17 protein-coding genes are annotated in these 15,019 nt (G+C 66.2%); 14 read left to right on the forward strand and 3 right to left on the reverse strand.

The window, feature by feature from the left end:
- Positions 1-222: 222 nt before the first annotated feature.
- The 14 genes from B5D37_RS03370 (at position 223) to B5D37_RS03435 (ending at position 12,718) form a co-directional block, all read left to right on the forward strand.
- Entirely contained in the window at positions 223-774 is a 552-nt protein-coding gene (locus B5D37_RS03370) for a YdeI/OmpD-associated family protein (protein ID WP_078757251.1), read from the forward strand.
- A gap of 87 nt (positions 775-861) precedes the next feature.
- Positions 862-1,842, forward strand: coding sequence for a PAAR domain-containing protein (locus B5D37_RS03375; RefSeq protein WP_078757252.1), 981 nt, complete (start codon positions 862-864; stop codon positions 1,840-1,842).
- 104 nt (positions 1,843-1,946) lie between these two features.
- On the forward strand, positions 1,947-2,702 hold the full coding sequence (locus B5D37_RS03380; protein ID WP_078757253.1) for a hypothetical protein: 756 nt from the start codon (positions 1,947-1,949) through the stop codon (positions 2,700-2,702).
- 27 nt (positions 2,703-2,729) lie between these two features.
- Positions 2,730-3,344, forward strand: coding sequence for an HAD family hydrolase (locus B5D37_RS03385; protein ID WP_078757254.1), 615 nt, complete (start codon positions 2,730-2,732; stop codon positions 3,342-3,344).
- 524 nt (positions 3,345-3,868) lie between these two features.
- A complete protein-coding gene (locus B5D37_RS03390) occupies positions 3,869-4,852 on the forward strand; it encodes an alpha/beta hydrolase (RefSeq protein ID WP_078757472.1) in 984 nt (327 codons plus the stop codon).
- A 48-nt stretch (positions 4,853-4,900) separates the two neighbouring features.
- Positions 4,901-5,401, forward strand: a complete 501-nt coding sequence (locus B5D37_RS03395) for an AAC(3)-I family aminoglycoside N-acetyltransferase (RefSeq protein ID WP_078757255.1) — start codon at positions 4,901-4,903, stop codon at positions 5,399-5,401.
- A gap of 117 nt (positions 5,402-5,518) precedes the next feature.
- Entirely contained in the window at positions 5,519-6,307 is a 789-nt protein-coding gene (locus B5D37_RS03400) for a VWA domain-containing protein (protein WP_159447328.1), read from the forward strand.
- Positions 6,308-6,322: 15 nt separating this feature from the next.
- Entirely contained in the window at positions 6,323-6,790 is a 468-nt protein-coding gene (locus B5D37_RS03405) for a DUF3592 domain-containing protein (RefSeq protein WP_078757257.1), read from the forward strand.
- 98 nt (positions 6,791-6,888) lie between these two features.
- On the forward strand, positions 6,889-7,146 hold the full coding sequence (locus B5D37_RS03410; protein WP_078757258.1) for a type II toxin-antitoxin system prevent-host-death family antitoxin: 258 nt from the start codon (positions 6,889-6,891) through the stop codon (positions 7,144-7,146).
- Positions 7,134-7,436: a type II toxin-antitoxin system RelE/ParE family toxin gene (locus tag B5D37_RS03415; RefSeq protein ID WP_078757259.1), complete on the forward strand. Its 303-nt coding sequence runs from the start codon at positions 7,134-7,136 to the stop codon at positions 7,434-7,436. Before B5D37_RS03410 ends, B5D37_RS03415 begins: the two co-directional genes overlap by 13 nt.
- Before the next feature lie 13 nt (positions 7,437-7,449).
- Positions 7,450-7,893 carry a BLUF domain-containing protein gene (locus B5D37_RS03420; RefSeq protein WP_078757260.1) on the forward strand — a complete coding sequence of 148 codons (444 nt, stop codon included), beginning with the start codon at positions 7,450-7,452 and terminating at the stop codon, positions 7,891-7,893.
- Positions 7,894-7,943: 50 nt separating this feature from the next.
- Complete coding sequence (locus B5D37_RS03425; protein ID WP_078757261.1) at positions 7,944-8,693, forward strand: EAL domain-containing protein; 750 nt, start codon at positions 7,944-7,946, stop codon at positions 8,691-8,693.
- 48 nt (positions 8,694-8,741) lie between these two features.
- The gene (locus B5D37_RS03430; RefSeq protein WP_078757262.1) at positions 8,742-10,787 is read left to right on the forward strand and encodes a tetratricopeptide repeat-containing diguanylate cyclase; all 2,046 of its coding nucleotides are present in this window, start codon (positions 8,742-8,744) and stop codon (positions 10,785-10,787) included.
- Positions 10,784-12,718, forward strand: coding sequence for a diguanylate cyclase (locus tag B5D37_RS03435; protein WP_143814103.1), 1,935 nt, complete (start codon positions 10,784-10,786; stop codon positions 12,716-12,718). The genes B5D37_RS03430 and B5D37_RS03435 overlap by 4 nt, the downstream gene beginning before the upstream one ends.
- Before the next feature lie 4 nt (positions 12,719-12,722).
- Here B5D37_RS03435 and B5D37_RS03440 read toward each other — a convergent pair whose 3' ends face one another.
- Genes B5D37_RS03440 through B5D37_RS03450 form a run of 3 tightly spaced genes read right to left on the reverse strand, consistent with a single transcriptional unit; the run spans position 12,723 to position 15,008 of the window.
- Positions 12,723-14,147 (reverse strand): cryptochrome/photolyase family protein, encoded by a 1,425-nt coding sequence (locus B5D37_RS03440; RefSeq protein ID WP_078757264.1) that lies wholly within the window; start codon positions 14,145-14,147, stop codon positions 12,723-12,725.
- 31 nt (positions 14,148-14,178) lie between these two features.
- Positions 14,179-14,406 (reverse strand): DUF378 domain-containing protein, encoded by a 228-nt coding sequence (locus B5D37_RS03445; protein ID WP_078757265.1) that lies wholly within the window; start codon positions 14,404-14,406, stop codon positions 14,179-14,181.
- Between the two features lie 56 nt (positions 14,407-14,462).
- Entirely contained in the window at positions 14,463-15,008 is a 546-nt protein-coding gene (locus tag B5D37_RS03450) for a fasciclin domain-containing protein (protein WP_078757266.1), read from the reverse strand.
- Positions 15,009-15,019: the final 11 nt, after the last annotated feature.

Consider the following 15,019-nt stretch of genomic DNA (forward strand, 5'->3'; position numbering starts at 1 on the left):
TCAATTCCCGCGCTGATTGTCTCCGCTATCGCTTGAAGTTGCATGCCGATGCGGCTAAGACCCGCATGGGCGGGAGTGTGTCTAGTACCGAGATCGTGCTCTTCAGCCCGCAGCACGAGCACGGCCAGGTGATCGATCACATGCTCGGGAAGATGGCGGGATAGCGCTGGCAACACATGGCGTCCGTCCTCGATTAGGCTTGGGAATCGAGCGGAGGCGACGATGACCACAGCCGGTTCCCGTATTCGGTTTAAAGCGAAACTCCTGCGCCCGGCCAAACCCGGGAAGGGTGCCAGCTGGACCTTCCTTGTCCTGCCCAGGGCCGCCAGCACCAAGCTGCCCGCGCGTGCCATGACCAGCGTGGAGGGCACCATCAACGGCGAACCCTTCGCGGCCACGCTCGAACCGGATGGCCAGGGCAGTCACTGGCTCAAGGTGGATGAGCAACTGCGGAAGAGCGCCGGTGCCGAACCCGGCGGCGAAGTGACGCTGGAAATCCGCCCCGCCGAAAAGGAACCCGAGCCAGAGGTGCCCGCCGACCTGCGCAAGGCACTGGCCGCCACCCCGGAAGCCAAGGCGGTATGGGACGACACCACCCCCGTCGCCCGCCGCGACTGGATCCACTGGATCACCTCCGGCAAGCGCGAAGACACCCGTGTCCGCCGCATCGCCACCGCCTGCGACATGCTCGCCTCCGGCAAGCGCCGCGCCTGCTGCTTTGATCGATCGGGGATGTACAGCAAGGCGTTCTCGGCGCCGGAGGCGGCGAAGTAGCACGGAGTTGCCACACACAGGCATTGCGCCGGTACTCTCCTTCCCCTGACACGCTCTTGCGCACCAATGGGACACGGAGGTCCTGCTATGTCAAGGATGATCATCGTTGAAGGCGACCACACCACCGGCGGTGGCCGCGTCGTCACCGGCTCCCACGAGACCGACATCGACGGGTTCCCGGTTGCCCGGGTCAGCGACACCTGCACCTGCCCCAAGCACAACGGCACGTTTCCGATCATCACGGGCGACATGACCTTCATGGTCGATGGACAGCCCGTCGCCCGCCACGGCGACAAGTTGGCGTGTGGGTGTGCGCTGATGTCGACCCGGCAGTTCCGCGTATTTCTGGACGACATGATCAGCAACGACGCCTCGGCCGACGCTGCGATGTTTGCGGCGGCTTTCCCGGCAGTCGCGTCACACCCTCCACCGGAAGCGCCCGTCACCCACGTGCATACCGATGGCGGGCACGAGGCCCCGCCAGACCCTGCCAAGGCACGCGACGTGGTGACAGCATCGAACAACGCGCTCATGGAGGCCGGCGCCTTCCGCGTCTACGACACGGAACTGCAAGCCGCCAAGGCATGGGCGGTCGTCGTCGAACCCGTGGCGAACTCTCCCGAATTCGGCGTGGAGGTCGGCGCCAACATCAGCCAGGTGAACGGCAAGTTCGTGCTGGGCACCGCGTACAGCACCGGGTCCGCTACTTCCTGCGATGGGCTGCCGGAGAAGGGACACAAGATCGCTGGCGGCCGACACACCGCCTATATCCATACGCATCCTGCTCCGTACGGAGGCACGGGCCGCAACCGCGCCTATACCCGTGGGGAACTCCCGGACGACCCGTTTTCGGAGGGCGTACGTGGTCGGCTTGAGTCCGGCTGGGATATTGGCCCCGGTGATTACGACGCCGCCTATGCCAAGAAGCTCAATGCGTATATTGCGGAGCCGGGATCACTGCTGGAATGGAACTTTCAGCGTTACCTCCAGTTGCAGTCCGAAGCGCATGCCGAAGACTCGTTGGCAGACCCCGCAGTTGAGCTGGGCAAAGCGGAGATACGGCATTGATTCGCTCGGTCACGGTTGTCGCCCTTGCCGTTGGAATAGCCGCATGCTCGCGTGTCCCGCAGGCCGACTCGGCTCCCGCCTCATCTCTCCAGGCGTGCGCGGACATGCGCTTCCATGGCGATCTGCAGGAGTCCGGGTGCGTCTTCGACGTGCGAGAGCTGGTGGCCCAACAAGGTCTCGACAGCACTCCGGTGTGGGTCTTCGACGGCTACCTGCATCAACAAGGTGACGGCTTCAGCCTACATATCGCGGACGATCCAGCGGCGCCGTTCGTGCAACTGGACTTGGCGAAGCTGCCTGCTTCAGAGATCCCGTATGGCCTTGTGCCGCTCGTCAGCTGGAGAACACGGATCATCGGCTACTACACGTCCGGAGACGTGGCCGCTCCTCTGCTTCCCGGCGCTGAGGGGACCTTGCAGGTGCTCTCCATCGGCTACCTCAGAGACCCCGATCGCCCACGGGGTGCGTACGATGAGGCCGCTCGGGTTTCCTCCCTCCATTCTTCTGAAGAAGGTCTGGTTCAAGTTGTCTCGATCCACCCGACCGTCATCGATCCATCCACCGGTGGCTCTGATCGCGCCCCCGACGATTGCGGCCGCTGGTCGCTGACACCGGCGCAGGCAGAGACGTTCTTTGCCCTCAGCGCGGAGGTGGATGCACGCATCTACCATCACGATTACGAAACGTCCCGCTGCATGATCAAGGGTGAGCTGATGTTCGAGGGCCAGCACTGGGACTTCCAGATCAATGGCGCATCCAAGGCCTACTGGAGCAACGGTATAAGCACGCGCTACTTCGGCTGTGATGCATCGGGCTGCGAGTCTTTGGCATTGGCTCCGTATATCGGCTTGAACCCTTAGTGTTAGACCGCGCCTTCCCTGCCAACTATGGACCTCGCCCTCTTCGACTTCGACGGAACGATCACCGACCGGGAGACCATGCCGGACTTCATGTCCGCCGCCGTGCGTCCGCGCCGGCTGGCGGTCGGTAAGGTCCTGTTCCTGCCACTCATCGTGGGCTACAAGCTCGGCCTTGTGCCGGGCTCTCTGGTCCGCAGCGCCATCTGCCGCTTCGGCTTTCGCGGTGTTCCGGTAGAGGAGGTCGAATCCCAAGGCGCCCGATTCGCAGAGGCGTTCCTGCCCGGCACCCTCCGCCCCGAGGCGCTGGAGCGCATCGCTTGGCACAAGGCCCGAGGCGACAAGGTGGTCGTGGTATCAGGCGGACTTGACGTGTACCTCAGGCACTGGGCGCAGGCGCACGGCCTCGAGCTGATCTGCTCGTCGCTCGAGCAGCGCAACGGGCGCTTTACCGGTCGCTACCAGGGAAGCCAATGCGTGCGGGCCGAAAAGGCGCGGCTGGTGCGTGAGCGTTATTCGCCTTCGGAGTTCTCCAGGATCTATGCATACGGCGACACTCCGGAAGACCATGAGCTGCTCGCCATGGCGAACGAGGCCTACTACCGTTGGCAGCCAATGGTGCCGGCTCGACTGGGTGGACGCTAGATGATGCGATGCAGACGCAACGCCACACGGCCAATGTTGATCGCCCTTGGAGCGTTCGCCTTGGCCCTAAGCGCTTGCCAAGGCGGAGGAGCAGAACGGTGGGAGCTCGTACCAGCCAACATCATCATTAACTTTGGACGCAGCCCTGCATCGGCAGCTCCAGGCACGGAATCAGATGTAGCCATTCCTGCTCAAGCTATCGCTGGTCAACCGATCGAAGTAGTGATTCTGTCGTTCGGGGACGGCTGCAGCCTCCAGGGGACAACTACGACGGAACTTGGCGATCACGTGGCCCGCATCCGGGTTTTCGACAAGCAACGCGTCTCGAATGAAGAAATCATGTGCACCACTGAGCTGAAGCGCTTTCGCCACCGGCTCTCACTGGTCCTTCCGACTCCGGGGGAGTGGCGCATCGAAGTGATTGGTGTGCGTAGCGGAAGCGGCCCCCCGTCGGTGCGCCCCGCAGTTATCACTCGCACAATAGTGGTCAAATGATGTTCGGTCAGGTGATACAGGGCGACAACATGAAGCATTGGAAGAATCTCGGGTTCGCACTCGCCTTGGCCGTTGTCTGCGCAGGCTGCGGTCCCGCCAACAGCAGTAGCGATAACAAGGCCGCTGTTGCCCCCGATACGGCCGCGCGCCCAGCTCCAGCCGCCGCGGTCGCGGAACCGGCCCTTCCAGCGCTGGAGTTGCCCAACACGTTCGTCCATGAAGTCCGCGCCGAAAGTTCTGGCCGGGATTACCAGTTGTGGGTCAGCCTCCCTGCTGGCTACAAGCGCGGCGAGAAGCAGTATCCGGTGGTGTTCGTGGCGGATGCGGCCTATTCGTTCCCGCTGGTGCGCAGCATTCGCAACCTGCTCGGCCAGGACGGGCGGAACATCGAGGACTTCGTACTGGTCGGTCTGTCGCCGGAGCGGCAGATGTCCGCCCAGAACAGCCGCAGCCGCGACTACACGCCATCGGTTCCGGTGCGCAGCTCCCCCGACGCGTACACGGCCGAGAGGTATGGCCAGGCAGATGTATACCGGGACTATCTGGAGCAGCAGGTATTTCCGCTGATTGCCGCGGAGTACGACGTCGACATGGAGCGCAAGGTCTTTGTCGGCCATTCCTACGGCGGGTTGTTCGGCAGCTACGTCCTGCTGACCCGCCCACAGATGTTCAGCGCCTACATCCTCGGGAGCCCGTCGCTCTGGTTCGACAAGCACCGGATACTCGGGATCGAAGCAGACTATGACCGGGACCACGACGCCCTGCCCGCCCGGGTGATGCTGTACGCCGGCGAGTTCGAGACTCCAGGCGATAGCCCCCGGCACTTCAACAGCGTCGACCTCATCGGCGACATTCAGCGCTTCGAACAACGGCTGGAGTCGCGTGGCTATCGGGGTCTCACCGTGGATAGTGAGGTCCTACCGGGCGAAGACCATCTCACCGTATTCCCGTCGCTTGTAAGCCGCGGACTGCTCTGGGCGCTGCCGGGGCACGGACCGTATACGAGCGGCTGACGCCCCCGGGTACGGGTGCCTGATGGCAAGACCGCGGGAGATTCCCCGATGAACCTTGGCTACAAGATCACGCAGATCCCGCCCACCGACCTGCAGTTGATGGGCGCCCTGCTGGATACCTTCGCCGAGGCATTCGACGACGCGGAGACTTATGCCGGCAAGCGCCCTGCTCCCGGCTACCTCCGGCGCCTGCTCGGGAGCAGCAACTTCATCGCGCTGGCGGCCGTGGCCGAAGGCAAGGTGGTCGGAGGGCTGGCTGCTTACGAGCTTCCCAAGTTCGAGCAGGAACGCAGCGAGATCTACATCTACGACCTCGCGGTGCTGGCGTCGCACCGTCGGCAGGGCATCGCCACCGGGTTGATCCGGGAGTTGCAACGCGTGGCCTCGGACCGCGGGGCCTACGTGATCTACGTGCAGGCCGACACCGGGCCGGAGGACGAGGCGGCGATCGCCCTGTACTCCGGGCTGGGCATCAGGGAAGAGGTCCTGCACTTCGACATACCGGTGGACCTGGCGAGGACCACCCAACCGCGGCCCTGTCGCTTGTAAGCCGCGGGCTGCTCCGGGCGCTGCCGGGACACGGGCCGTAGCGAGCAGGTGGCGGTCCAGCCCTGTATGTGGCGTTGCCGTATAGTTCCGGCCGTTGCCGCGTGCTCGGGGCCTGAAATGGCGCTCCAAAGCCTCGGCAAAACCTTCCCTGATCCTGTCACAGGAGTGACTTTGAAAATGAAACATGCCTTCCGCGTACTGATCGCCGCCAGCATCATCGTGCTTCTGTCCGGCTGCTACGCCGTCAAGAGCTCGAACAACTACTACGGGGTCAAGACGGCCAACCAGAACGTGGTGTTCCTGCTCGACCGCTCCGGGAGCATGGAAGGCAAAGATGAAGGTGTCGTCAGCAATGCGGTCCAGACCCAGGTACTGAACAAATCGGCCAACGTGGCCCAGAGCAAGATCGGTGGGATTGTCGGCAACCTTGTCGGCAACCAGATCCGCAGCGAAGGCAGCAAGATGGGTGCCGCCAAGCGGGCACTGATTCCAGCCGTACGCGGTCTCGAGTTGCCCAGCCGCTACTCTGTAGTGACGTTCGGCGGGCAGGTCGACACCTGGCACGATCAGATGGTCCCCGCTGCACCGACTCAGAAGAACGTGGATATCGTGCGCATCAACCAGGTCTCCGCCGCCGGCGGCACCCCGATGCTGACCGCACTGGAGCGGGGGTTCCAGTATCCCGACGCCACCGCCATCTTTTTGTTGACTGATGGGCAGCCGACGGATTCCAACAACGCCAGCATCCTGGCGCGGGTCGCGACGCTCAACGCCACCCGGCGCGTCACCATTCACACCATCGGGTTCGGCGAAGACAAGGACGCGGCTTTCCTGCGCCAGTTGGCGCAGGAGAACGGCGGCGAGTACATCGATCAAACCAACGCGGGTAGCTGGCTGCCGTTCTAGCCGGGGTGTGAATAGATGAATTGGGCACCGATCCTGGGCGGGACCGCCCTGGCCGCTTTCGGCTTGTACATGCTCGTCCATGCGTTACGCAGCTACAGGAGTGCCGTGGCCAGCAAGCGTTGGCCCACCACCGGCGGGACGCTCAAGGACGTCCACCTGTGGGGCACTCGCAACATCGGCGGCGAGATGAAGGCGGTGGAGAAGCTCAGCGTGCAGTACGAGTACACCGTGGGCGGCACGCTGCATACCGGCACGACGGTGTCGTTCTACACCCTCAACTATCCCGAGACGACGGACTTCGCCGACCGCCACCCCGAAGGCAGCGAGGTCACGGTGTACTACGATCCGGCACACCCGGCCCGGTCCACCCTGGTACCCGGCCCCAGGCCCGGCAAACCCTACAGCGATCTGGTCATCGGCTCGTTCGGCGTGATCGTGGGCCTCCTGATCGCGACCGCTGGCGGCGTGGGTATCATCGGCTGACGGCGGTTCTTCGCCCCGACCCCGACTGAAGGACTTGCACGTTCAGATCCGGCACCTGGCACGTTGCAGCTTACATAGTGTCACTTTAGTATCACTCCATGCGCACTGAACTCGTCACGACCCTGAAGCGGCAAGCAACCGAACTGCTCTCCGACCTTGAGCGTGACAGGGAGCCGATCCTGATCACCCAACATGGTTTGCCGAGTGCCTATCTGGTCGATGTCGGCAGTTTCGAGCGGATGCAGAAGCGGATGTCGGTGCTTGAAGGTATTGCCCGCGGCGAAATGGCCGTGGCCGAGGGCCGGGTAGCCACCCATGCACAGGCGAAGGAACGCCTGTCCCGATGGCTGAAATAGTCTGGTCGGAACCGGCACTGGGTGATCTGGACGCAATTGCCGACTTCATCGCAATCGAGGATCCGGCCGCGGCGGCTGCTCTGGTGAGACGAGTATTTGCGCACGTTGAGCAACTCTCCGAGCATCCAGCCAACGGCAGCAGGCCGTCGGAGCTTGGCCGCGGGCGCTATCGGCAGATCGTCGAGCCGCCTTGTCGCGTGTTCTATCGCCACGATGGCGACACCGTTGTCGTGTTGCACGTGATGCGATCTGAACAACGGCTGCGTAAAACTCGCTTGGCACCCCGTTGACCGATCCCTGTCCATGAGCGAAGAACGACTGACGCACCTCATCTACACCAGCAGGTCCTCGCCCGGCTTCGATGCCCGGGAGCTGAAGTCGATCCTGCAGGCCTCGCGCGGGAACAACGCGCGCCGTGGGGTAACGGGGATGCTGCTGGCCGCGGGCGACAACTTCTTCCAGGTGCTCGAGGGTGACGAGGCGACCCTGCAGCCACTGTTCGCAACCATCATGGCCGATCCGCGCCACGCGGGCGTGACCATGATCATCCAGGAGCCGATCGCCAGCCGTGCGTTCGGGGACTGGACGATGGGCTTCGCCGAAGTCGCGCCCGAGGAGCTGGCGAGCCTTGAGGGCGCGATCGATGCTTCGAACTCGGAACGCGTACTGGACGAGCTCAAACCCGGCCGCGCCAAGAAGATCCTCACCGCCTTCGCCCGGGGCCGCTGGCGCAGCCGCCTGGACTGACGGCGCAACGCAGGGCTCCATTTGCCGAGGGTGCTGCCGATACCTGCAAGATGAGCCCTGCCGACTTCACCTTCGCCTTCCAGCCCATCGTCGATACCCGGACCGGGAAGGCGTACTCCCATGAAGCCCTCGTCCGCGGCGCGGCGGGCGAGCCGGCGTGGCAGGTCCTGGGGCGCCACGCCGGCGCGGGCGCAGCCGCCTTTGATGCAGCGTGTCGCGCCAGGGCCATCGAAGTGGCGACCCGCATCGGGCTGGACACCCACCTCAACCTCAACTTCATGCCCAGTACGGCTTTCGAGCCCGGGCTGGGTCTGGATTCGACCGTTGAGGCCGCCCGGCGCCACGGTTTTCCGCTGGATCGCATCATCATGGAGGCGACCGAAACCGAGGCCATCACCGACCACGCCCGCTTCGCCGAGTCGGTCAACCAGTACCGCCGTGCCGGCCTGCAGTTCGCGATCGACGACTTCGGCGCCGGCTACTCCGGCCTGAACCTGCTGGCGGAATTCCAGCCCGACATGGTCAAGCTGGACATGGCGCTGGTGCGCGGGATCGAGTCGCACGGCCCCCGGCAGGCTATCCTGCGGGGCATCCACCAGGTGTGTGTGGACTTGGGCATCGATGTGGTGGTGGAAGGGGTGGAAACAGTGGAGGAGTTCGCCTGGTGCCATGCGCAGGGCGCCCACCTCTATCAGGGCTACCTGTTTGCCAAGCCCATGCTGGAGGGGATGCCGGAATTCGCGGAGCCCTATCTGGCGGTGCCCATGATCCGCTCAAGTCGGTGGCAGTCCGGCCGTTAACAGGGCCGAGTCCCAGGGAAGGATGTCTCGATCATCCGGCGCCGCCGCTTGCCCGACAATGGCGAAGCGGCGTTGCCGGGTCCGGCACAGTGCCCCTTCCCGAGCAGGACGACCATCGACCACGCAGCCACCCTTGCCGCTCTCCCAAGGCGCCGCCACTGCCGCGGCTGGCGTCTTGTCGCGCTGGTACTGCTGGCCGGCATGCTGGGCGCTGCGGGCGCGCATGAGAACGTGCCGGGCCACCCGGTGCAGGTCCACCCGCATGTATCGCCCGCGCAGGCGGCCTTCGACAAGCTGTTCTGGGACATCGACGACGGCGTCTATCCGATCGGCTCGCGGGTGGACGCGCTCAAGCTGCTGGCCTGGTTGCGGAGCGCGGTACCGGCGGGGGACGTGCACCGTGAATTGCAGTACCGGTACATGCACTGCCTGCTCGGATTCCAGCACGTGGCCGAGGGAGCGCTCGACTACGCCCGCGAGGGCGTGGCAGCGGCCCGGGACGCGGGTGACGGTGCATCCGAAGCAGCGCTCCGGCTGTGCCTGGGGCAACAACTTGTCGGCCACGGCGACATCGGGGCGGCGCGCCAGGAGTTCGAGCGCGCCGCCGAGCTCGCCCGCCGCAGCCACGACTTCAACGTCCATGGCATCGCGCTGGTGCAGCGGGGGCACCTGCGCATGGATGCGGGGGAAGTGGCCCTCGGCCTGCAGGACCTGCTGGACGCACAGGCGGTATTCGAGGAAGGAAAAGTCGAGTTCCAGATCGAGTTCAATCTCTTCTCCATTGCGCAGGCCTACCGCCGCATTGGCGACCTCGACCAGGCCGACGAATACCTCGGGCGGGTGATGGACTTCGGCCGCGCCCGCGATGATGCGCTGGTGCTGGGCGTCACGCTGGTGGAACGCGCGCGTTTGCGCAGCGCCCAGGGCCGACACGCCGAGGCCGAGGCCGACCTGGAGGAGGCACTGGCGCTTTCCCGGCAACGCGGCAGCGACGACGACGTCACGATGATCCATCTGGCCCTGGCCGACGTGTACAACGCGGCCTCCCGCCCCCGGGAAGCACTGGAGGCGCTGGAGACGGCCAGCGCGGGCTATGCGCGCACCGGGGACTCACCGGAACCGGGGCGGATCGAGTTCGCCACGGGCGTGGCGCGATCACGACTGGGGCAACACCAGGCCGCGCTGGATGCTTTCGATCGCGCCCTGCCCGCTCTGCTGGACCGGGACGACATGCCGTCGGTGATGTTGCTGTACCAGGCGCGGGCGATCAGTCGGGAAGCACTGGGCGACCCGGCCGGCGCCCTGGCCGACCTGCGCGAGTACGGGCGTATGCGCCGTGATGCGGCGGAACGCATCACCGACCAGCGCGTGCTGGCGCTGAGCCATGGATTCGATGCCCGCTACCGGGACCTGCAGAACGCGCGCCTCCGGCTGGAGCAGGAACGGACCGAACGCCTGGCCGCCGCCGAGCGCCAGAAGACACCGTGGCGATTGGCCTCCATCGCACTCGGTGGCGCCCTGGTCGTGTTGCTGGTGTCGCTGGCGGTACTGCAGGCACGGCGGACCCTGGGGCTGCGGCGCATGGCCTCCACCGATCCTTTGACGGGCGCGGCCAACCGCAGGGCGATCCAACAGATCGCCACGAAGACGATCGCTGCCGCGGATGCGCCAGCCTGCCTGGTGCTGTTGGACCTGGACCATTTCAAGCAGGTCAACGACCGCTTCGGCCACGGCGTCGGCGACCAGGTGCTGGTCCGCACGGTGGCCACGTGGAACACCGTGCTGCGGCAGGGCGACCGGCTCGGCAGGCTCGGCGGCGAAGAGTTCCTGGTGGTGCTGCCGGGTGCGGGCATCGGGGCCGGCATGCAGGTGGCCGGGCGTTTGCTGGAGGCCACGCGGGCCATGGATCTTTCGGACCTGGGCGAGGGATTGCAGCTCACCGTGAGCCTGGGCGTCGCGCAGATCGGTTCGGGGGACCGCACCTTGGAAGCCGTGCTCGAACGCGCCGATGCCGCGCTGTACAAGGCGAAGGACAACGGACGCGACCGGATTGAGCTGGCGGAACCACGGGGCACGGAGGACACCTCGCCGTGACCCTCCGATCAACGTGGCTGCTACTTGCCCTGCTGATGCTGGCACCGATGCCGGCGCTGGCCGAGGCCGCACCGACGCCCCCACGGTCGGTTGATAGCCCGATGCCTGACGAAGGCGGCCCCGCCGCTTTCGACCGGCTGTTCCGCGAACTGGACCTGGGCGGTCTGGGCGAAGCCACGCCCGACCAGGCGCGCGAGGAGGTCGCCCGGCTGCACGGGCTGCTGCCGACCGGCGATGCGCGGCGCGAACTGGAGTACCGCTACCTGGCGTGCCGGCTGCCAGCCGACGACCCGATGGCGGGTGTGGAGGCCGCGAGCCAAGGGCTGGAGGATGCACGTCGGCTGGACGAAAAACCGGCGCAGGCGAGGTTCCTCTACTGCCGTGCAAGATCGCGCGAGGCCCTGGGGCGGCCGGACCAGAGCCTGACCGACTGGGAAGCCGGCCTTGCGCTTGCCCGGGAAGCGGGCGAGTGGCGGCTGGTGGCGGACGGCCTGATCGGCCGTGGACACATGCGCTCGCTCCTGGGTGAACACGCGCGTGCGCTCAACGACTTCATCACCGCGCAGGAGCTCTATACCTCCACCGGCAACGCCCGGCTCGCGCGCGACAACGTGATCAACCTTGGCACCGCCTATCGGCGCATGGGCGAATACGACAAGGCCTTGGCGCACCTGCAGCAGGGGCATGACCAGGCGGCAGGTCGCGGTGACGGCAACGCCCAGGCGCTCGCGCTGTTGCAGCAGGGCTACCTGTTCGAGGAGCTCGACCAGCCGGCGAAGGCGCAGGATGCCTACGAGCGCCTGATCGAACTGCTCGGCGATCAAGGCAGCCCGAGTGAGATCGGGTTCGGACGCGTTGCGTTGGGCTCCGCGCTGATCAGGCAGCAGCAGTACCGGCCGGCGTTGGACGCGCTTGCAAAAGCGGAAGCGGATTTCGCATCGATCCAGGACACCTCCAGCCTGGACCGCCTGCACCTGCACCGGGGCCAGGCCCTGGCGGGCCTGGGCCGACATCGCGAGGCGCTGGTGGAGTTCAACGCGGCGGCCCGCCACATGGCCGCGGCCAACAACGAACGCTACCTGGCCTTGTTGCTCCCCGAGCGTTCCCGGACGCTGGAGGCGCTTGGCGAGACCGAGCAGGCACTGGACGATTATAAGCACTTCATCGAGATACAGGAGCGGCTGCTGGCGTCGATGTCCGAGCAGCGTTCGGTCGCCATGCGCCACCAGTACGACGCGACCCGGCGCGAACTAGATACCCGGCGCCTGACGACCGAGACCGCACTTCGCAGGCAGGAACTCGATGCGCTGATGAAGGCCCGCCGCTGGCAATGGATCGCGCTCTCACTGGGTGTGGTGCTGGTGCTGGTGCTGGCCACCCTGGTGTGGCGCCAGAAGAGACGCGCCCGCCGGCTCGGCGTGATGGCGATGACCGACGAGCTGACCCGCGTCGCCAACCGCCGCAACATCGAGCTGTTCGGGGAGGAGGCCGTGGCTGCCGCCCTCGACGAGCGCCGCCCGTTGACGGTGCTGGCCCTGGACATCGATTTCTTCAAGAAATTCAACGACACCTTTGGCCACCATGCCGGCGACCGCGTCCTCACGCGAGTGGCTGCGGCCGCACAGGGCGCCCTGCGCCAGATCGACCGGCTCGGCCGCATCGGTGGTGAAGAATTCCTGGCGGTGCTGCCCGGTACCGGCGCCGAGGCGGGCGCGCAGGTGGCCGAGCGTGTGCGCAGTTGCGTCGAAGACCTCGACCTGGACGACATCGCCGACGGGATACGGGTGACGATCAGCATCGGCGTGGCGGAACTGCACCCGGCCGATGCCGACTTCAAGGCCCTGGTGGCCCGCGCAGACCGCGCGCTCTATCGTGCGAAGGCCAACGGCCGGAATCGGGTGGAACCGGACCTTCCGGCATCCGGGACCTGAGCGGCTAGCGCCCCTTCAGCCGCGCAAAGGCCGCAAGGGCATCGTTTCGACTTTCGCCCAGGTCCACGATGGGGTGCGGGTACCCCTGCGTCGCCGCCAGGCCTGCAGCGCCCGCTTCCCGTGGCGCATGGCGCGCCCGCGCCGGCAGGCCCCGCAACTCCGGCACCCATCGCGCGATGTACTCGCCCTGCGGATCGAACTTGCGGGCCTGCAGCACCGGGTTGAATACACGGAAATACGGCGCGGCGTCCACGCCGGTCCCGGCCACCCATTGCCAGCCGAGCGCGTTGTTGGCCAGGTCCGCATCGACCAGCGTGTCGTGGAACCAGCGGGCGCCGTGGCGCCAGTGGATGCGCAGGTTCTTGGTAAGGAAGCTGGCGACGATCATCCGGACCCGGTTGTGCATCCAGCCGGTCGTCCAGAGCTCCCGCATGCCCGCGTCGACGATCGGCACGCCGGTGTTGCCGCGTTGCCAGGCCCGCAGCAACGCCGCATCGGGCTGGGCCCATTGGAAGTCGTCGAACCTCGGGTTGAAGTTGTCGTCCGGGGTATGCGGGAAATGGCGCAGCACGTGGTGGGCGAACTCGCGCCATCCAAGCTGCCGGAGGAATGCGGCTCGCTCATCGGGTGGTCCGGCCGCGTCCAGTTGCGTGGCGACGCGCCATGGAGCGATCTCTCCGAAATGCAGGTGCGGCGATAGCCGTGATGTCAGTGCACGATCCGGTCGGTCGCGGCCTTCGCTGTATGTGTGGAGCTTCGAATCGATGAAGGCCTGCAGCGCGAGGGCGGCTCCCTGCTCACCCGGTATCCATTCGTCCCAGAAGGTGTTGTCCCAGCGCGGGACCGGTTGCAACCCGAGCGCAGCCAAAGCGACTTCGCCGGGCACGGGATCCATCGTGGGCAAATGGTCGGGTGCCGGCTGCAGGCCGGGTGGATTCCACGCCTGCAATGCGGCCTTCCAGAACGGGGTAAACACCCGGAATGGATCACCGGCCCTGGTCTCCAGTTGCCAGGGTTCGAACAGCAGGCTGCCGTTGAAGGCTTCGGCGCGCAGGCCCAACTGGCGCAATTCCCGGCGGATGCGGGTGTCGCGTTGATCGATCGCCGGCTCGTGCCGGCGGTTCCAGAAAACCGCGGCCGCCCCGGTCGAGGCGGCCACGGAGGCCAAAGTGGCGAGGCTTTCGCCCGCGAACACATGCAGGCGGGAGCCACGCTGGCGAAGCTCGGCATCGAGCGCGGCAAGCGAACGGTGCCGCCACGCATCCGATGCCGCCCCCGGCGCCCACGCACCCTCTTCGTGCGGTGCGTGGATATAAACCGGCACGGGTGCCAGGCCGGCCTTCAGGGCCGCCTGCAGCGCCGGGTGGTCCCGCAGGCGCAGGTCGTCGCGGAACCACACCAGGGCGGTGGGCGTCGGGGAAGGCGTCATCCCGTCATTCGAGCAGGGTTGGCGCCCGGGCTCAACGGCGTGCTTCGGCCCGGACCTCGCCAGTGCTGCCGGCACGCATCAGCGGCATGATCTGGTACAGGGCCGAGAGACCGACCAGCACGTAGACCAGGCGGGCGAGCAGTGCATCCTGGCCGCCGAATATCGTGGCGACCAGGTCGAACTGCGCAGCGCCGACCAGACCCCAGTTGATGCCGCCGACGATGATCAGTGCGAGGGTCACGAGGTTGAGTGCTTTCATGGGTTGCGCTCCGGTTGTGGGAGAAGTTGTCGGATGATTGCCGTGGCCGGGACGCCTCAGCCGTCCGGCATCAGCACCTTGTCGATCACGTGGATCACGCCGTTGGTGGCGGTGACGTCGGCCATCACCACGTTGGCGCCGTCCACCATCACGCCACTGTCGTTGGCACTGATGTCGACCGACTCCCCGTTGACGGTGGCGGCTTCGTCCAGGCCGGCGACGCGGCCGGCGGGATAACGGCCGGACACCACGTGGTAGGTCAGGATGGCGACCAGCTGGTCCTTGTTCTCGGGCTTGAGCAGGTTGTCGACCGTACCTGCCGGCAGCGCGGCGAAGGCCTCGTCGGTCGGCGCGAAGACGGTGAACGGACCATCGCCCTTGAGGGTGTCGACCAGCCCGGCCGCGGTGAGTGCGGCGGCGAGCGTGTTGAACTTGCCGGCGGCGACGGCGGTATCGACGATGTCGCCCTTGGCCTGGTCGGCCTTGGCGTGGCCGCCGCCATGATTGCCGGCGACGGCGACGGGAGCCATCAGGCCGAGCGCGAGCGCGGCGGTGAGCATGCGGAGGGGGGAAGCTTTGCGGGTGGTGGCGGAGCGGGTCATCTGGGCAGTCC

The organism is Lysobacter spongiicola DSM 21749, from assembly GCF_900167055.1.
In the GTDB taxonomy this organism is placed as follows: Bacteria; Pseudomonadota; Gammaproteobacteria; order Xanthomonadales; family Xanthomonadaceae; genus Novilysobacter; species Novilysobacter spongiicola.